Below are 17,582 nucleotides of genomic sequence, written 5' to 3'. Positions count from 1 at the left end.
CGGCCCCTTTTGCCCCTCAGACCATTAATTCTAAAAGGATGGGTACTCAGTTACATTATCTGATGTTACGTTTTCACAGGCGATCACGTGATCCTGGGTGACCTGCTTTCCGTCCAGATAATCTACCATGTCTTCAATGGCTGTCTGGATCATGGACGGGCTGTAAGTAACGGACATGATGCCGCCGCATTTTGAAGCGATATCCTGATAGGATTTTCCCCGAAGCACTTCATACAGTTCGTCAAGGCCTCCGCAGCCGGTAATGACCGGTTTGCCGGAAAGGAAGGTTTCCTTGGTAGCCTCATCAATTCCGCCCCCGGAAAGTGCCTCTAAGATTCCCATAGCCAGCTCGTCATCCTCTGCATAGAACCATTTGATCTCAGCGTTTTTGCTGTCTCCCAAAAGAGATTCAAAGGAGGTTTTCGTGTCTGAACGGCTCCAGTTCATGGCGCCGGAAAATGTAATGGATTTTAAATCATCCTGTGTCCATTTCTTATCGTCTGCAATGGTCTCTCCGCCGAATTCCAGTTCCCCTGTCAGATATTTAGTAAAGCCTTCATCTCTTAAGGTGGTCACGGAAGAGGTGTCGCCTTCATACACATAAATGGCTTCTCCCGGTGTAAGTCCCAGGGAAACGAAATATGCCGCTGCACCTGCTCCAATACCGGAATTGTCGCCTTTTACATTGGATACAGCCTTAGCAGCCACGCCGTCAATGATCCGGTCAAAGGCCACATAAGGGATTCCTGCGTCAATCACGCCCTGAATGGCGGACTGCACCGTATCGTCGATGGGCTGGATGACCATTGCAATATTTTTTTCTCCCTTGGAAACGATATCCTCAATGTTGCGGATCTGTTCCGCCGCATTGGCAGAGGTGATCAGCTCAGCTGTGTAGGTGCCTTTCCCATTTACCTCTTCGATTTTCTCTTTGGCAAAAGTAGCCACCGAACCGGTCCAGCCGTGATCCTCAGGAACGGTAAGAACATAAATATGGGCGCCTTCCTTAAGAGCTTCCGTTTCTTTTGCAGTCTCTGCTGAAGTTGTCTCTGCTGTTGTCTCTACTTTTGCCGCTGCCGTTGTGGTGTCTGCCGGTTTTACCTGGGAACATGCAGTTCCTGCCACCGCCACCAATGCCGCCAAAATAAATGCTGCTGCTTTTTTCATATTACTGATTCCTCCTTTTACATTTTCCTTCTCTATTAAAGCAATTTTACTACCTCAACCTAAATGATAAACTGGTCCATATATTTCTTAGACAGCTTTAAGCTGTCCAGGATCTTTTCTCTTGAGCCCTCAAACGCCTGATCTTCCACTTCAATGCAGGTAAACCCGTCATACCCGATATCCGTCAATGCGCTGACATATTTTCCCCAGTCCACATCGCCAAGACCAGGAAGCTTGGGTGACATATAGGCCAGAGGATATGCCATGGTACCTACTTTTTTCAGCTTATCTTCATACAGTTTAATGTCCTTATAATGAACGTGGAAGATTTTCTTCTGAAACTGGTAAAGAGGCTGGATGTAATCTATCATCTGCCAGATAAAATGAGAGGGGTCATAATTAATCCCAAGGTTTTCATTTGGCAGGATCTCAAAAATCTTTTCCCAGATCGCAGGCGTTGTCATCAGATTCTGCCCGCCTGGCCACTGCTCTCTGCCAAACAGCATGGGGCAGTTTTCAATGGCGATTCTTACCCCCTTTTCCTCTGCATGGGCAAGGATGGGCGGCCATAATTCTTTCACCAGATCTAAGTTCTCCTCCACGGTCTTTGTCTGGTCTCTGCCGATAAAGGTGGTCACAAGTCCGACTCCCAGCACAGCGCTGGCATCAATGACTTTCTTTAGATGGGAAATATTAGCCTGCCTCTTTTCCTCATCCCCTTCCATTACATTGGGATAAAAGGCAAGGGCGGAAATCTCTACATTCCGTTCTTTGCAGTAGTTCCCTATGTATGCCGCCTTTTCCTCTGTCAGAGAATCCACGTCAATGTGGCTGACGCCCGCATACCTGCGTTCCGCCTTTCCCCTGGGCCAGCAGGCCACTTCCACACACTGGAACCCCATGTCTGCCGCCGTATCGATCATTTCCTCAAAGTTCCATTCAGCCAGAATCGCGCTGACAAATCCCAGTTTCATTCTATCTCTCCCCCTTTTCCCTGATCACAATCCTTCGTTTCTCCCTGCTGGACTCCTGGCAGGCAAACACGGCTTCCATGGCGTTTAGCACATCGGCCCCGCTGACCGGCACTTCTGTCCCCGCTTCCAGGGCATCCACAAATGCATCAATGATTCCGGATTTGGTCTGATTGTCATTGGTCTGCATCTTATCGATGTCGAATAAAATTTGTTCCCCATTTTTTAAAACAACGGAAATGGAATGGTCAGGATCCTCATAGATCTTCATGATCCCCTTGGTTCCGTAAAGAACCGTGGAATTATCTTCCCTGCCGTAATAGGTCCAGCTGGCAGTCATGGTTCCTATGGCGCCATGCTCCATTTCATAGATGCAGATGGCGTTGTCATCTACGCCGATCAGCTCTCCTGCCCCGTTTCTCTTATCCAGTGTAAGCATCCGGGCTGTCACAGCCGCTACCTTCTGCCCCAGCAGGAACTGGATTAAGTCCGTCTTATGGACTCCTAAATCAGCCATGGCTCCCATGGCTGCCCTCTCTTTATCAAAAAACCAGCTGTTGGCGCCGCCGTCTATGCTCCATGTTTCCGGCCCTCCGTGACCGAATGTGGTCTTAAATGTCAGGACATTTCCGATCAGCCCCTCTGAAAGAAGCTCCTTTGCCCTTGCATGTGCCCTGGCAAACCTTTGATTCTGCCCGATCATCAGCTGCCGGTTGTTCTCCGCAGCAGCGTGCACCATTGCCCTGCACTCCTCCAGGCTTACTGCCATGGGCTTTTCACACAGCACATGCTTACCTGACCGAAGAGCTTTGACGGAAATCTCAGCATGAGTGTGATTGGCCGTGCAAACGCTCACCGCATCAATTCCCCGGTCCGCCAGCAGGGCATCTGCGGAATCATATACCTTTCCTCCATGAACTGCAGCCAGCTCCTTTGCCCTCTCCTCATTGAAATCATAATAGCCAACGATCTGGGCTCCGGGATGTTCCGCATATTCAGGGATATGTCTCGTCTGTGCGATCCTGCCGCACCCAATGATTCCTACCTTCATAGCTTCCTCTCTTTTCCTCTTCCGATTGGTTTTCATATGGCTTTCATTTCTTTCATTTTTTCAAGGTGATTTTAACATTTTCACAGTCTTTTTTCAAGTTTTTGGGCGTTATTAATAGTTTTTCCATGTTATCCCCATATTTTATTGTGATAATATAAACAATCTGCACAATCATGCCCCTGCTTTTCTGAAAAGTTTTCAAAGTTATGAAAACTTTTTATTTACAACAGGACTTACTCATGATATAAACAAAGTAAATAACGTACTGAGGGAGAACGGGGAATGAAACAGGAGAAAATTACAATTGAAGAAATTGCCAGACAGGCAGGAGTTTCACCGGCCACTGTCTCCCGCGTGTTAAACCACAGGGAGCAGGTAAAGGCCGATACCGCCAAACGGGTGGAAAGCGCCATGGCCGCCCTTGGTTATGCATTTGAATCCACGGCTCCGCCGTCCATCGAAGAACAGCCGCTGATCGTTTTGAATATTCCAGGAATTGAAAATGTGTTCTACCAGGAGGTCATAAAGGGGGCGAGAGTTTCGGCAAAAGCCCATGGCTGCCACTTGCTCATCAATGAATCCCCTCTGGACCGAGGCTCCATCCGCACCTTCTGTAACCTGCTCCACCGGGTCAACGCCGCCGGTTCTATTCTTTTAAACCGGGCATCGGAAGAACAGCTGAAACAGATACGCGCCATCACCCCTTTGGTGCAGTGCTGCGAATACAACGAGGATGCCTCCGGATATCCCTATGTCAGCATTGACGACTTCTCTGCAGCAGAAACTGCCACCGGATATTTATGCAACTGCGGCTGCAATAAGATCGCCCTGATCAACGGACCCTTAAGCTTTAAATATGCAGTACAACGGCAGGAAGGATATTTAAGTGCCTTAAAAAAGGCGGAAATTTCCGTGCCGCAAAACTGGATCATACAGCTTCCTGAGATCAACTACCAGATGGCCTATGCCGCCATCTGCCGCCTGCTAAACAGTGAGCCAAGGCCCAATGCCTTTTTTGTGGCCTCCGACATTTTTGCAGCCGCCGTCATCAGGGCCGCAAAACGGTTTAAGCTCAATGTGCCCAGGGATATTATGGTGGTTGGCTTTGACAACATAGAGTTTTCCACAATGACCTGCCCTTCCATCACAACCGTCAACCAGCCCCGCTTACAGCTTGGGTATACTGCCTGTGAAATGCTGCTGGAAATGATGGAAAATCCCTCCAGCTCCCCCAAATCCCTGATCCTGGATGCAGAGCTGGTGATCAGGGAATCCACAGCAAAAATCTGATATGGTTTTCACCCAAAATGCCAAAACAGGGCCAGCCTTTTTATAAAGGCTGGCCCTGATATTTTTATGAATAGAATAACCGGTTGACCGCGCTGAAGATGCCGCGGATGGATGCTCTTGTGATGTTGGAACTGATTCCCACACCATAAGTAGCCTTTCCTGTCTTCACATCCAACAGGTGGATATAGGAAGCTGCCTGTGCTCCGGAACCGGAAGCAAGAGCATGCTCGTAGTAATCCAGAACCCGGATCTCGATGCCAAGTTCTTTTTCCAGGCCCTTCTGCACCGCATCGATGGGTCCGTTTCCTACTCCCTCGAAGATCTTCTCTACGCCGTGATCCGTATAGCGGACTTTGGCAAGGGTTGAGAATTCCACCTCGTCCTCCGCCTCAGTAATCTGGCATTTGCGGAAGTGGATCGGTTCTTTCTTCTCCGTGTAGTGGTTTCTGAACTCATCAAGGATCTGTTCGGGAGCTACCTCACCCTGTCTCTCGGAAATGGCCTGAATCACGTCTGCAAACTCCTTGTGCATTCCCTTTGGAAGCTTGAAACCGTAGAAGGTATCCATGACAAAGGCTACGCCGCCCTTGCCGGACTGGCTGTTGATCCGCACAATAGGCTCATACTGCCTGCCGATATCTGACGGATCGATGGGCAGGTAAGGAACCTCCCAATAGGAATTGTTCCTGTCCCGCATGGCCTTCATGCCCTTGTTGATGGCATCCTGATGAGAACCGGAAAAAGCGGTAAAAACAAGCTTTCCTGCATATGGATGTCTTGGCTCCACCTCCATCTTGGTGCAGCGCTCATATACGTCAACGATCTCACGGATATTTTCAATGTGAAGCTCCGGATTGATCCCCTGAGAGAACATATTGTATGCCACCGTTAAAATGTCCACATTACCGGTCCGCTCACCGTTTCCTAACAGTGTGCCTTCCACCCGGTCGGCTCCTGCCAGCAGGGCAAGTTCTGTGGCCGCAATGCCGGTTCCCCGGTCATTGTGGGGGTGAACACTTAAAATAATGCTGTCCCGGTTCTTGAAATGGGCATTCATCCATTCAATCTGATCTGCATAAACGTTGGGAGTCGTCATCTCCACGGTTGAAGGAAGATTAAAGATGATCTTTTTATCCGGTGATGCACCCCAGGTTTCCTGAACGGCTGTACAAACATCCAGAGCAAAATCCAGCTCTGTTCCCGTAAAGCTTTCCGGAGAATATTCAAGGGTTACTTCTCCGTCAAAGCCCTGCATATACTGCTTCACCCATTCCGTACCGTTTACAGCGATCTCCTTGATCTCGTCTCTTCCCTTATTGAAAACCACATCCCTTTGCAGGGTCGAAGTAGAATTGTAAATATGCACAATTGACTTCTTAACTCCCTGAAGGGCTTCAAAAGTCCTTTTGATCAAATGCTCCCTGCACTGGACCAGAACCTGGATGACCACGTCATCAGGTATCAGCTTTCGTTCCACAAGCTGCCTTAAGAAATCATATTCAATCTGGGATGCTGCCGGAAAACCAACCTCAATCTCCTTAAAGCCCAGTCTTATGAGCAGGTCAAACATCTCGATCTTCTCTTCCACGACCATTGGCTCTGTAAGGGCCTGGTTCCCATCTCTTAAATCAACGCTGCACCAGATCGGCGCTTTCTTAATCTCATTGCACGGCCATTGTCTCTCCGGATAACTGACTACCGGTACTCTTTTATATCTTTGATAATTCAACATGTTTTATCTCCTCCATCATCATTTAATCATCTGTCCTGTCCGGCGGACTGCCGGGATTCATTACTGAAACAGGACAAATATCCTTGTTCTGTCTCATAAAAAATCATCACAGGCTTTGGAGTCGGTAAATCACGCTGTATTTCTTGACAATGAACAACGTGGCTTTTATAGGTCTAACCCCATCTTTCATCATTCCTTTGCATTAAAATCACCTACCATGCTCTGATAGTGTGTCACGGTGAAGTGTTATGTTATTATAGCACGACTAAAAAAGACTTACAACAGGAAAATTAACTTTCTGCTGCAAGTCTTTATAAGCGGTTTATCTGCTCAACTCCAGAAGCTTGGATTTTAACTCGCCTTCCATCCGGCTTAACTCTGCCTCTGCTTCCCGGCGTTTTGTCCTGCCATCTGCCTGGATCCGTACCACTTCATCAAGGGTTGTTATCAGGGATTCATTTGTTTTCTTAAGGGTCTCCATGTCCACGATTCCCCGCTCTGATTCCTTTGCCGTCTGAATGGTGGCGGTCTTTAATACCTCCGCATTCTTCTTTAAAAGCTCGTTGGTCATATCCGTCACTTCCCGCTGGGCCTTTGCAGCCTGTTCGGAATGGTTGATCCCAATGGCAAGAACCATCTGGCTCTTCCAGAGAGGAATGGTGTTCACCAGAGTGGACTGTATCTTTTCCGTCATCAAAGTGTCATTGTTCTGGACCAGACGGATCTGGGGAGCCATCTGAATGGATATCATTCGGGTCAGCTCCAGATCATGAAGCTTTTTTTCAAAACGGTTCAGCATGGAAGATAAGTCATTGGCCGCCTGGGCGTCCTCCGGAAGCCCGCTTTTGGCCGCCCGGTCTAAAAGTGCCGGAAGCTCTTCCTGCTGCACCTTGGCAAGTTTTCTTTTTCCCGCCAGGATATACATGGTAAGCTCTTTAAAATACGTGGTATTTAAATCATACATTTTATCCAGAAGGGCAATGTCCTTTAACAGCTGGATCTGATGATTCTGAAGGACCTTGCAGATCTGGTTTACATTGGTCTCCGCCTTTGCATACCTGGCTTTTATGCCCTCTACCCTGTTTACGCTTTTTTTGAAAAAGCCGAAAAGCCCCTTTTCTTCCTCTTCCACCTCAAAGCTCTTAAGCTCCACAACCACCTCTGACAGCATCTGGCCTACTTCGCCCAGATCCTTTGACTTTACATTATCAAGGGCTGCTTCGGAAAAATCAGCGATCTTTTTCTGTGCGCCTGCACCATACTGAAGAATCAGATTGGAATCCTTTAGATCAATCTTTTCCGAAAAATCGGCTACTTGTCTTTCTTCTTCCGGTGTTAAGTCCACACCAGGCACTTCTTCCACCGCTTTAAGAGCGCTGGGCCTTTGCACCAGCTGGTTTTCTTCCGTTCCGCTGACTTCAAGAGGAGCCAGCGTCAGCCCCGGCGCTTCCTTTAACATCTCTTCAATATCTTTACTCATTCTTCGTTCCTCCTGTAAAATCGCTTTCCGCCCAGCCATCTTTTTTTAACATGGTCTGGATTACAGACGCATCTGTGGCAACATCCAAGGCGGCATCCTGGTAAAGATCATCAAGCAGCCGCTCAAAGGCCTGGTTTATGGTATCAAGTGTTCTCTCTATCTCCGCCTTAGCGGAAGAAATATTTGCGCCCTGGGATCCCACGCTGTCAAAATCACGGTATGCATTTACCAGTTTTACCGTTGTGGGAAGGTAATACTCCATAAAACGTTCCATCTCCTGAATCCGCCTTGGATGCCTGGAAACGGATTCAAAGATCCTGCGGATCACCTGTTCCAGATTGGAAATTTTCTGAGAAATCACCTCTCCCGGAATGGCGTCATTGGCTTCCCTTAATATCCTTAAATAATTCTGGCCGTCGGCCATCATCTGTTTCATTTCATCGGAAGGAGTCCCTTCATTTGCCTTTTCACTGGCCTCCACAAGCTCTCTTTCCTTAAGGGCTTTCTGACATTCCAGATACTGTCTGTAGGTGTTGTCACTTAAAATCAGACAGGTTTTCTGCTCATCTAAATACGCCTGCTTAAAAATGCCCAGCTTGATCATCTTTTGAACGTCTTTTAATACGAAATCACGTGATCTTCCGATGCTTCCCGCCAGCTCCTCAATGCTGCAGTACATCCGCTTTCCTGACTGCTTTGCATAGATCCTGGCTCTCTTTAGCCGGTCCCTGATTGATATGCCTGCACGGAGCATGAAGCCGGAGGCGCCTCCTAACAGGAGCAGGAACAGGGTAGAACCTGCCACAGCCCAGATGACCGGTTTTACCACCAGCGCCACGATCCAGACGATCAAAAGAAACAGCAATATCAGGCCAATGCCAATGCTGCCAAACACCGTATACAAAATCCCTGCCACACGGCCTGTCTGATTTAACTGCACCAGTTCTCCCTGGTCATCACCGTTTCTTCTCCGGACATCCCGGCTGGTCTGAAACGCTTTGTATCCCGGCCCGCTTTCCCGTTCTCCTTCTTGAACCGGTTCTTCCTTCCATTGGGTTTTCCGGTATCGTTCCGTTCTTACCCTTCTTTGGCTGGAAAAACCTTCCGGCGGAGGATTCTTACCAAAATCCGCCCCCTTTACCAGCTGGCTCCTGGCTTCCTCCAGGGCAGAATTAACCGTATCTGATATGGTTCTGTTCAGCTGGTTAAAATCCATGGAATCAATGGCCTTTTGCACCGAATCCCTGATCTGGTCTCCTAAATTTGAAAATTCTCTATTATCCATATTCCCTGATCTCCCAAAAACATTTTGCTGCGTCAGACTTTTATCATATCACGAAATGTTCTGATTTACAATTACGCATACTTTCAAAAAAATAGAAAGCAGCCAAAACCGGAAGCATCTTCCGGCTTTTGGATCACTTTCTATTCTCTTAACAATCTTCTAGGAAAGCAGATGGCCTTTCTCTTTCATTATCTCTATCACCTGGTTCACATATTTCTCACAGGTATGGATATCAGCAGCTTCCACCATGACCCGCACAACAGGCTCGGTACCGGACTGGCGAAGCAGGATCCTTCCGCTGTCTCCCAGGCTTTCTGCAACCTTTTCCACTTCAGCCTTAACCGCCTCATCCTCCTGGGCAGCAGTTTTATCGTGGACGCGGACGTTTTTTAGCACCTGAGGAAAAATCTCAAGCTCGGAAACCAGTTTCCCAAGGCTCTCCTTCTTTTCCAGAATGACTTCCATCACCTTTAAGGAGGTCAGGATGCCGTCTCCCGTGGTAGCATGCTTGCTGAAAATAATGTGGCCGGACTGTTCCCCGCCCAAACAGTTTCCGTATGTCACCATGTTTTCATACACATATTTATCGCCTACTGCAGTTTTCTCATATTCAATGCCTTCCCGCTCAAATGCCTTGTATAAGCCGAAGTTGGACATAATGGTGGTAACCACCTTGTTATTCTTAAGAGTGCCCTGCTCCTTCATATACTTACCGCAAATGTACATGATGGCATCTCCATCCACCAATTCTCCGTTTTCATCCACTGCAATGCACCGGTCCGCATCTCCGTCATAGGCGAAGCCAACGTCAGCCCCTACCTCTTTTACAAACTTCATAAGCTGTTCAATATGGGTGGAACCGCAGTTCGTATTGATGTTTAAGCCGTTTGGTTCATTGCTGATCACATGAGTCTCAGCTCCCAGGGCGTCAAACACGTTCTTGGCAATAGCAGATGCACTGCCGTTTGCGCAGTCTAAAGCCACCTTTTTGTTCTTAAAGGATCTGGTTGCTGTGGAAATCAGGTAGCCGATATACCGGTTTCTTCCTGCCGCAAAGTCCACAGTACGGCCGATCTTATCGCGCTTTGCCAAAGGCAGCTCTCCCATTTCCCCATCCAGATACTTTTCAATTTCAATGATAACGCTCTCTTCCAGCTTTTCGCCCTTTTCGTTGATCACTTTGATCCCGTTGTCATAATAGGGATTATGGCTGGCGGAAATCATGATTCCGCAGGAAAATCCTTCGGTGCGCACCACATAGGATACGCTTGGGGTAGTGGTAACGTGAAGTAAGTATGCATCGGCTCCTGATGCGGTAAGTCCCGCCACCAGGGAATATTCAAACATGTAGCTGCTGCGCCTTGTATCTTTTCCAATGACGATCCTGCACACTTCCTCAGGGTTCTTCTGCCCATAGTACCAGCCCAGAAAACGTCCTACCTTATAGGCATCCTCCACTGTCAGCTCCACATTTGCTTCTCCCCGGAATCCGTCCGTTCCAAAATATTTTCCCATTATAATATCTCCTTTTCACCAGTCTGCAAATCATGTAAAATAATATAATTTATCAGAAATCGTTTTTTAGATTTCTGATAAAAGGCAACGCTTTATCTGCCGTCCATCCGATCATGAAAACATTTTTGTTTTCATGATATAATTTATCAGAAATCGTTTTTTAGATTTCTGATAAAAGGCAATGCTTTATCTGCCGTCCATCCGATTATTGAAATATGAACTTCATTCCAATAATATGTACCATGTTCATGATCTTCTGATTTTTCTCTTAAGGCACTTCACAGGCGTATAGAATGGTTCTTGCATCATTGAACTCATAGCTGCAGGTCACAAATGACCATAGCTGTTTCACCGGCTCTTCCGGCTTTTGTAAAAACAGGCCTTCCTTTGTCATTTCCTCCACATATGCCTGAAAGCTCTCCTCTGTTTCAAATGCGGTTTTCCGGCGAATGGCAGAGGCATCCGTATAAAGAGCGGTGACAGGCCGTAAATGGTATTCTCTCTCAGGCGTATAAATAAAAATATCCTGATGTTCCTTAAAAAAAGCCTCATCTTTATATTTTATGATATCCTTAAACATGGTCCCGTTTTTCATGTGATGCCCGTATATTATGTTATGCCTGCCGGAAAAATCAGGTTCACTTTCAAAATCCAGGTAAATGGTTCCTGCCACGCTTTTCTTGCCTTCAAAGTCCGTATTTAAATAAGTTTCATTGTTATCCGTATGCACAATGGGGTAGTCAATTGCCGTGCCCTCAATTTTGATCCAGCCCACAATATCCGGATTGATCTTTTTCAGCTCCTCAAAATCAATGGGAGGAACATAAGCAGCGCTTGTTTCTGCTTCCGGGGCGCTGGCCTCTGTCTCAGGAGCCTTGGTCTCCCTTGCAAGCTCTGCAAGACTCTCATACTGCTGCTTGGCATGATTTCTCTTTTGAAAATCAGAATAGAGCATTCCAAGGCCCACAGCCAGAAAAATAAAGGCCAAAATGAGAACGCCAAAAGCCGATTTTTTATTTTTCATGCTTATTCCCGCTTTCTTTCCTGTTTTAAACCTTTATAAGTATACATTATTTTAGTAAAAATCTCAATCTTTTATAAGCAGTGCTAGACTTTTCCACTTTTTTTCTATATACTTATAAAAGAAAATGTTATTATGGAGACATTTATGAAAAATCAAGAAACTATCATTCATGTTAATATGCTGGGGGGATTTTCTGTATCCATGGGGGACAGGACAATCGTAGACCAGAATAATCAGGCAAAAAAGCCCTGGAGCCTTTTGGAATATCTTATTACCTTTCGGGGCCGGGATATTCCGGTAGAAGAACTTATTGATCTGTTTTGGAAAGATGAAGGCAGCAATAATCCGGCAGGAGCCTTAAAAACCTTAATGTTCCGTGTCCGCAAGCTTTTGGAACCATTGGAATATCCCACACAGGAGCTGGTCTTCCAGAACCGCAAGGCTTACGGCTGGACAAAAGATCTTATAACAGTCTGTGATACCGACCGTTTTGAAGACCTGTGTATTCAATCGGAAGCCGCCGACCTTTCCGGGGATGCCCGTTTAACCCTGTGCCTTGAGGCCTTTGCCCTGTACAAGGGAAACTTTCTTCCAAAGTCTGAGTGGGAATCCTGGGTCGTGCCCATTCATACCTATTATCACACTCTCTATCAAAAACTGATCCAAAAAACTTTGCTCCTTCTGGAGGAAAGAAAAGATTATCCTACCATCATCGATGTATGTCAGCAGGCTATTGCCATTGACCCCTACAGCGAGGATGCTCATTATTACCTGATCTACTCCCTGTACCAGAGCGGAAACCAGCTCATGGCTATGGAGCATTATCATCATGTGACCGACATGTTCTACAATGAATTTGCCATCACACCTTCTATCCGCTTTAAAGATTTATACAAGCTTATCAGCGACAAAAAGCATGGGATCACCATGGATTTAAGCACCATACAGGAGATCCTTTCAGAAGGCGGCATGGACAGCGGCGCTTTTTGCTGCGAACCTTCCGTATTTCGGGATATCTACCAGCTGGAGACAAGGGCCATCGAACGTACTGGTGATTCCATCTTCTTATGCCTTCTGACCATCAGCAACTTAAAGGGAGAGCTTTTAAAGCCTGCGGTCCAGACACGGGCAATGGATGAGCTTGGGGAATCCATCCGCAAATCCCTTCGCAGGGGGGATATTTTCAGCCGGTACAGCGTAAGCCAATACCTCATGCTCTTACCCACGGCGACCTATGAAAACGGGGAAATGGTTTTAAAGCGCATTATTCAGAACTTTAAGCGGGAATATTCAAGAAAAGACCTTTCCATTACGTATTCACTGCAGAGTATCATTCCACACTGAGCTTTATGGACCAGAGATACATATAGAAACAACTGTTTACAGGAGGTACAGAATGCTGACAGATGACTTTATCACACTTACTTTGGAGAAGAAAAAAAGCATCGCACTGATCGCTCATGACAACGAAAAGCGCGCGCTGATAGAATGGTGCCTGGAGCACAAGGCCGCTCTTGAAAAACATACCCTCTGCGGTACCGGAACAACAGCCCGCATGATCACGGATCAGACAGGCCTTCCGGTAAAAGGCTATAACAGCGGTCCTTTGGGAGGAGACCAGCAGGTCGGCGCAAAGATCGTGGAAGGAAGGATTGATCTGGTGATCTTCTTCTCCGACCCTCTTACCGCACAGCCTCATGATCCGGATGTGAAAGCGCTTTTACGTATTGCCCAGGTTTATGACATCCCCATCGCTAACAACAGGGCAACCGCTGATTTCATCATCACCTCACCCCTTATGGATGAGACTTATGAGCATCAGATCGTCAACTTCCACAAAAATATTGCGGACCGGGCGAAAACCCTGTAAAGGGCTTTCATACGGAATAACAAGAGGCAGGGCTTTTCCACATATAAGCCCTGCCCCTTTTTCTTATGTTTTTATATTCTATCCAAAAACCTTTTCACACAATTTTATGTATTCCTGATAAGCCGGAAACTCCTCAAGACCTGTGAGACGTGCTGCAACCCCCTTATAATACCAGGCGTGCTCCAACTTGTCTTTTTCGTTAAAACGCTGCCAAAGATCATCTCCCATTAAAAAATAATCTCTTGCCGTTGCCCGCAAATTGCTCAGCTTGTCCGCCAGAACAAGGATCTTGCTTTCTCTGGAAGCCTGTTCCAAGTGATAAAGAGTAGCGCATTTACGTTCCTTCCAGCACTTTGTTTTATCTTCCGTTTCTTCCATAACCAGTTCAGCCACCCGGGGTCCGAATTCTTCCTTAAGCTCCGCTTCCGTAACGCCCGAATCCTCCACCACATCATGAAGAAGGGCCGCGCAGATCATCTCTTCATCCGTAACCATCAAAGCAACGATAACTGCTGTCTCCAGGGGATGGACGATATAAGGGATCTTCGTCCCTTTCCGAAAGGTCCCTTCATGGGACTTGGTTGCAAATGCAACAGCTTTCTCGACCATACTGAATCTCCTTTTGTTCTTTTTCAGGCATATTTTTCCTATATATTATCACAAATTATTACGATTTAACAGAGCTTATTTTAAAGCCCTTTATAAAACTGTGGTTTTCTCCTTGGAATCAAGGTTTTAATGACTTTTAGCCTTACCAGCTGCTACCACTTAAACGCAATCTAAAAATAATATGATCTGCTATGTAAAAGCAGGTATTCGAGATTCCGGACACCTGCTTTTTGCTTCCACTACTCCAGATAATACCTTTTGACTTTCCGAACTAATGTTCGCGCAATTAAAGCGGAGGTGATAGCATGCAGGGAATATGCCGCCTTGGGCAAGACATTAATAGCTGTCCTCACTGTCAGGCAGATACAATAGGCTGTGCTGCCCATAATACAGTATGTTGCTTTCAGTGATCCTGAGGCAAGAAAAGAAGTAAGAACAGATTGTGTAAGAGAACCGCGATGGTATGAGAGATACTATCAGAAGAGGTAGGGTGTCTATATCCCTACCTCCTTTTGCGGCCCTGTGCAGTTATTCCTCCCAGATGATCCACTTGCCTTTTGCCATGGCCCGTTGTCATTTAGATATCCCAGTCTAACCCGGTCTTCCATGTGTATCTTGCCATATATCCGGCACCATCGAACCAGTGCCAGCCGGATTTCCTTTCTTGGCTGATATACAGTACTGGATCATATCAGATTAAATTATTAAAAAGTTTATACTTTGATTACCTCCATTTTATATTATTTTGCTATCATACTTGTAATAATGGAGGCTAACATATGAAAACCAAATTAACTAATTCAATACTTAGGGGACATGTAGGCTACGGTGCTGGCCCTGGCACTACCGAAATCCATGAATATGAGTGCCCTTGCGGAAAAGGCAGAATCTTAGAAGAACACAATAATATTCCTGGTTTCGAAGAACATGTTGTTAATATCCGTTGTAATGAATGTTGTAATAAGTATGAACTTAACACCGAGTTTGGTGTCCGCAGCTGGAAATTAGAGGAGAAAAACCGAACCTTAGGTTGATTTCAGTTTACCTGATTTATGACAAAAAACAACTTTATGTCAGACATAAACTCTCTCTCCATTATTAAATTGGAAGTTTATTATTTTGTCAGCACTTTTATTTGATATGTTTTTTTCCCACATTTCGGACATTTCATATAGCGGTTTCTTCCCATATGTGGGGCAAACACAACCTGCTTTAAAGTGGGCACATATCGCTCATGGCAATGTTGACATTCATAATATCCTGTATCACGCTCCAGTTTTACGGAAAAATAGATGGCTGGTAGGAAGAGGACAACAGCCAACCCAATTAAAATAGCACGAATGACGGGCGATACGTTGCCGAAACCCGCCATGAAAACCAAAACCAAAAACGGTATTGTTCCCATATACCCAATAACCCATTCCAGCTTCAAAAGATCTCTATTTTTGGTCTCCTCCATTTCTTTGAGAGCCAGTAAATTTGATTCTGCATTTTTTCTGTAATCTTCCATAAGATTTAACTTTTCCCCGCTGAGCAGCTCGTTAACACTTATTCCAAGAAGCTCACATAGTTCTGGCATCAATCCGGTATCCGGCATACTTTTTCCAGTCTCCCATTTTGATATCGCTCTGTCTGTAATTCCTAATTTCTCGGCAAGTTGAGCCTGTGTCAGATTTTTCTCCTTTCGGCAAGAAGCAATAAATTTTCCGATTTTAATCTGATCCATAGGGAAATCCTCCTTTCTTGCCCTTAGACTACCAAATCACAATAAGATATTCAACGAACCAGCGGTTGAGTTAGCCAAAACAGCTGCATTCTACCTCTGTTTGAGTTCCGGATATCCCATTGATTAAATGAAATTTAGTTTATTTGGCTTCCTATATGTTTATCTAATCTCCATTGCGGCGCTTTTCCATCATCTCCCCAGTATTCATCTATTGCCATAATTTTCTCCTGTTCCATTTTAAAAAAAGAAACAACATGAAAAGACATTTCATCTGACCAGACATGAACAGCTGTAATAATCATGTTTCCTGCCTGTTCAATTCGCTCAACTTCGCCATTCCAATCCCCCGGATACTCGCAGTTGGCTCTTAAAAACTCTGAAACATTGAAATGTTCGTTTGTGCAGTGCCATCGAACATAAGCGTCTTCATGAAAGAATGTCCTTAATTTTTCAGGATTTTGTTCAGCAATATACTTCCAATACTCAGTGATCAGTCTCTGCACCTCCATTATTTTTCTCCTTAAATTCTTTTTAATACAATACTACAATAAAGCTCACTAACTATCAATATTAAGTTTTCAGCGTATTACTTTTCTACCACAAACTCTTCACTGATCCATCAAATTACCGGCAGGATTCCCGATCGTGCCGGACGCTCCTCCCGCAGATGATATTCTCTCCATACATTGCGGCAGGCCTAAGTCAGTGATTTGTCTGAGGCAGCAGTGGACATTAAACAGGCCAAAGACCTATTGGGTCATATGGATATCAAAACCACCCTTGACCTCCATATCCATTTTGGATTTGATGATGTTAAAGCAGACAATCTGGAAACCTATTATTATGCAGTCAAAATACATTCAAAGGAAAAAGTGATGCCCCTGAAACACGCATAAACACGGCATTTTGTAAGAATAAATTAAATTATTACGATTTAACAGATAATCTTGTAAGATCCCTCATTTTCTGATATGCTTATAGGCGTAAAAACCATCAGAGGAAAGGGAATCAGTATGAATCAGTATAACAATCAAATCAGATCAAACCGCAGGAACACTCGCTCCGGCAGCAGGCATGACGCCGGAAGAAACGGTTTTCTAACGGTCCTTCTGTTTTATGTGCTTCCTTTCATCGTTGTCAATGGCCTGATCTTCTTTTTGGTAACAGCCAAACCAAAGGGAGAGGTTGCCATCAGTGAAAGCAGCGATTATATTTCCACGATCATGGAGCTTAAAATCAAATCCCTGCTTCCAGTAAAAAGCATGGAAGTGGCCATAGACGGTGCTCCCGTTGAAATAAAGAAATCGGGCCTTAAAACCTATACCGCAGTCCTTACGAGCAACGGCGTACTTGAGGTAAAGCTGATATCCTTTAACAAGATGAAAACTGTTTTACATGAGCAGGTGGATGTATTAGATGACACACCCCCGGCTGTTAAGGAGAAGGTCTCTGAGGACGGAATTCTTACCTTCCGTTTGGAGGACAGCCAGTCAGGCGTGGACTTTTCTTCCATTTACGGCTCTGATGAGGAAAACCCGGAAATCCTTCCTCTGTCCATTGACCGGAGTACAGGACGTGTGACCTTTGAGCTTAAAAAAGACAATTTAATCATCACGGCAAAAGACATGATTGGCAATGAGATGCATGTAACCTTTGACCCTCAAGGGGAAAACATTGAAGATGAGGAAATACAAGACGGCGGAACTGAGGCTGATACCGAATCTTAAGTTCAGCCCCATGACTTATCAAACAGTATGAGATGCGTCAAGAGCCTGCCCCTTTTGGGGCAGGCTCTTTTTCTTTTTCATTTCGGTGTAAATGTTTTTTTATCTTCTGAATAGTCTCCTCGCTTATAATATGCT

General features: G+C 45.6%; 16 protein-coding genes. 5 read left to right on the top strand and 11 right to left on the bottom strand.

The features are described from left to right. Positions 1–30: 30 nt before the first annotated feature. The 3 genes from K401_RS0112810 to K401_RS0112800 are packed head-to-tail and all read right to left on the bottom strand — an operon-like array spanning position 31 to position 3,189. Positions 31–1,167, bottom strand: a complete 1,137-nt coding sequence (locus K401_RS0112810; RefSeq protein WP_024293324.1) for a substrate-binding domain-containing protein — start codon at positions 1,165–1,167, stop codon at positions 31–33. A 59-nt stretch (positions 1,168–1,226) separates the two neighbouring features. Beyond that, complete coding sequence (locus K401_RS0112805; protein WP_024293323.1) at positions 1,227–2,141, bottom strand: sugar phosphate isomerase/epimerase family protein; 915 nt, start codon at positions 2,139–2,141, stop codon at positions 1,227–1,229. A 1-nt stretch (position 2,142) separates the two neighbouring features. Further along, the gene (locus K401_RS0112800) at positions 2,143–3,189 is read right to left on the bottom strand and encodes a Gfo/Idh/MocA family protein (protein WP_024293322.1); all 1,047 of its coding nucleotides are present in this window, start codon (positions 3,187–3,189) and stop codon (positions 2,143–2,145) included. Between the two features lie 282 nt (positions 3,190–3,471). On the opposite strand from K401_RS0112800, the gene K401_RS0112790 reads away from it, so the two are divergent. Further along, positions 3,472–4,479, top strand: a complete 1,008-nt coding sequence (locus tag K401_RS0112790) for a LacI family DNA-binding transcriptional regulator (RefSeq protein WP_024293321.1) — start codon at positions 3,472–3,474, stop codon at positions 4,477–4,479. A gap of 64 nt (positions 4,480–4,543) precedes the next feature. Here K401_RS0112790 and leuA read toward each other — a convergent pair whose 3' ends face one another. The 5 genes from leuA to srtB form a co-directional block, all read right to left on the bottom strand. Beyond that, positions 4,544–6,211 carry a 2-isopropylmalate synthase gene (gene leuA, locus K401_RS0112785; protein ID WP_024293320.1) on the bottom strand — a complete coding sequence of 556 codons (1,668 nt, stop codon included), beginning with the start codon at positions 6,209–6,211 and terminating at the stop codon, positions 4,544–4,546. A 322-nt stretch (positions 6,212–6,533) separates the two neighbouring features. Further along, the gene (locus K401_RS0112780) at positions 6,534–7,691 is read right to left on the bottom strand and encodes a toxic anion resistance protein (RefSeq protein WP_024293319.1); all 1,158 of its coding nucleotides are present in this window, start codon (positions 7,689–7,691) and stop codon (positions 6,534–6,536) included. Then, positions 7,684–8,976, bottom strand: a complete 1,293-nt coding sequence (locus K401_RS0112775) for a 5-bromo-4-chloroindolyl phosphate hydrolysis family protein (RefSeq protein WP_024293318.1) — start codon at positions 8,974–8,976, stop codon at positions 7,684–7,686. The genes K401_RS0112780 and K401_RS0112775 overlap by 8 nt, the downstream gene beginning before the upstream one ends. Positions 8,977–9,135: 159 nt before the next feature. Continuing rightward, the gene (glmM, locus tag K401_RS0112770; protein ID WP_024293317.1) at positions 9,136–10,491 is read right to left on the bottom strand and encodes a phosphoglucosamine mutase; all 1,356 of its coding nucleotides are present in this window, start codon (positions 10,489–10,491) and stop codon (positions 9,136–9,138) included. A gap of 268 nt (positions 10,492–10,759) precedes the next feature. Then, entirely contained in the window at positions 10,760–11,515 is a 756-nt protein-coding gene (gene srtB, locus K401_RS0112765) for a class B sortase (protein ID WP_024293316.1), read from the bottom strand. A gap of 144 nt (positions 11,516–11,659) precedes the next feature. Here srtB and K401_RS0112760 point away from each other — a divergent pair, with 144 nt between their 5' ends. Both K401_RS0112760 and K401_RS0112755 read left to right on the top strand, forming a co-directional pair. Then, complete coding sequence (locus tag K401_RS0112760; protein WP_084492873.1) at positions 11,660–12,859, top strand: AfsR/SARP family transcriptional regulator; 1,200 nt, start codon at positions 11,660–11,662, stop codon at positions 12,857–12,859. 52 nt (positions 12,860–12,911) lie between these two features. Then, positions 12,912–13,385, top strand: a complete 474-nt coding sequence (locus K401_RS0112755; RefSeq protein ID WP_024293314.1) for a methylglyoxal synthase — start codon at positions 12,912–12,914, stop codon at positions 13,383–13,385. A gap of 78 nt (positions 13,386–13,463) precedes the next feature. On the opposite strand, the gene K401_RS0112750 is transcribed toward K401_RS0112755, so the two are convergent. Continuing rightward, complete coding sequence (locus K401_RS0112750; protein ID WP_024293313.1) at positions 13,464–13,994, bottom strand: HD domain-containing protein; 531 nt, start codon at positions 13,992–13,994, stop codon at positions 13,464–13,466. 779 nt (positions 13,995–14,773) lie between these two features. Between K401_RS0112750 and K401_RS0112745 the strand changes: the two genes are divergently transcribed. Further along, the gene (locus tag K401_RS0112745; RefSeq protein WP_024293312.1) at positions 14,774–15,028 is read left to right on the top strand and encodes a hypothetical protein; all 255 of its coding nucleotides are present in this window, start codon (positions 14,774–14,776) and stop codon (positions 15,026–15,028) included. Positions 15,029–15,108: 80 nt separating this feature from the next. On the opposite strand, the gene K401_RS0112740 is transcribed toward K401_RS0112745, so the two are convergent. Both K401_RS0112740 and K401_RS0112735 read right to left on the bottom strand, forming a co-directional pair. Then, positions 15,109–15,720 carry a helix-turn-helix domain-containing protein gene (locus K401_RS0112740; RefSeq protein WP_024293311.1) on the bottom strand — a complete coding sequence of 204 codons (612 nt, stop codon included), beginning with the start codon at positions 15,718–15,720 and terminating at the stop codon, positions 15,109–15,111. 134 nt (positions 15,721–15,854) lie between these two features. Then, on the bottom strand, positions 15,855–16,229 hold the full coding sequence (locus K401_RS0112735; RefSeq protein WP_024293310.1) for a nuclear transport factor 2 family protein: 375 nt from the start codon (positions 16,227–16,229) through the stop codon (positions 15,855–15,857). Between the two features lie 504 nt (positions 16,230–16,733). Here K401_RS0112735 and K401_RS0112725 point away from each other — a divergent pair. After that, the gene (locus K401_RS0112725) at positions 16,734–17,447 is read left to right on the top strand and encodes a hypothetical protein (protein WP_024293308.1); all 714 of its coding nucleotides are present in this window, start codon (positions 16,734–16,736) and stop codon (positions 17,445–17,447) included. Positions 17,448–17,582 lie beyond the last annotated feature (135 nt).

The sequence above is a fragment of the Lacrimispora indolis DSM 755 genome, from assembly GCF_000526995.1.
GTDB classification, from domain to species: Bacteria; Bacillota; Clostridia; order Lachnospirales; family Lachnospiraceae; genus Lacrimispora; species Lacrimispora indolis.
Note: the sequence above shows the minus strand (reverse complement) of the source record. Positions and strands in the feature narration are given on the sequence as shown.

Coding starts and splice junctions, on each gene's coding strand:
- K401_RS0112810 (WP_024293324.1), bottom strand. CDS start 1,167: ATGAAAAAAGCAGCAGCATTTATTTTGGCGGCATTGGTGGCGGTGGCA.
- K401_RS0112805 (WP_024293323.1), bottom strand. CDS start 2,141: ATGAAACTGGGATTTGTCAGCGCGATTCTGGCTGAATGGAACTTTGAG.
- K401_RS0112800 (WP_024293322.1), bottom strand. CDS start 3,189: ATGAAGGTAGGAATCATTGGGTGCGGCAGGATCGCACAGACGAGACAT.
- K401_RS0112790 (WP_024293321.1), top strand. CDS start 3,472: ATGAAACAGGAGAAAATTACAATTGAAGAAATTGCCAGACAGGCAGGA.
- leuA (WP_024293320.1), bottom strand. CDS start 6,211: ATGTTGAATTATCAAAGATATAAAAGAGTACCGGTAGTCAGTTATCCG.
- K401_RS0112780 (WP_024293319.1), bottom strand. CDS start 7,691: ATGAGTAAAGATATTGAAGAGATGTTAAAGGAAGCGCCGGGGCTGACG.
- K401_RS0112775 (WP_024293318.1), bottom strand. CDS start 8,976: ATGGATAATAGAGAATTTTCAAATTTAGGAGACCAGATCAGGGATTCG.
- glmM (WP_024293317.1), bottom strand. CDS start 10,491: ATGGGAAAATATTTTGGAACGGACGGATTCCGGGGAGAAGCAAATGTG.
- srtB (WP_024293316.1), bottom strand. CDS start 11,515: ATGAAAAATAAAAAATCGGCTTTTGGCGTTCTCATTTTGGCCTTTATT.
- K401_RS0112760 (WP_084492873.1), top strand. CDS start 11,660: ATGAAAAATCAAGAAACTATCATTCATGTTAATATGCTGGGGGGATTT.
- K401_RS0112755 (WP_024293314.1), top strand. CDS start 12,912: ATGCTGACAGATGACTTTATCACACTTACTTTGGAGAAGAAAAAAAGC.
- K401_RS0112750 (WP_024293313.1), bottom strand. CDS start 13,994: ATGGTCGAGAAAGCTGTTGCATTTGCAACCAAGTCCCATGAAGGGACC.
- K401_RS0112745 (WP_024293312.1), top strand. CDS start 14,774: ATGAAAACCAAATTAACTAATTCAATACTTAGGGGACATGTAGGCTAC.
- K401_RS0112740 (WP_024293311.1), bottom strand. CDS start 15,720: ATGGATCAGATTAAAATCGGAAAATTTATTGCTTCTTGCCGAAAGGAG.
- K401_RS0112735 (WP_024293310.1), bottom strand. CDS start 16,229: ATGGAGGTGCAGAGACTGATCACTGAGTATTGGAAGTATATTGCTGAA.
- K401_RS0112725 (WP_024293308.1), top strand. CDS start 16,734: ATGAATCAGTATAACAATCAAATCAGATCAAACCGCAGGAACACTCGC.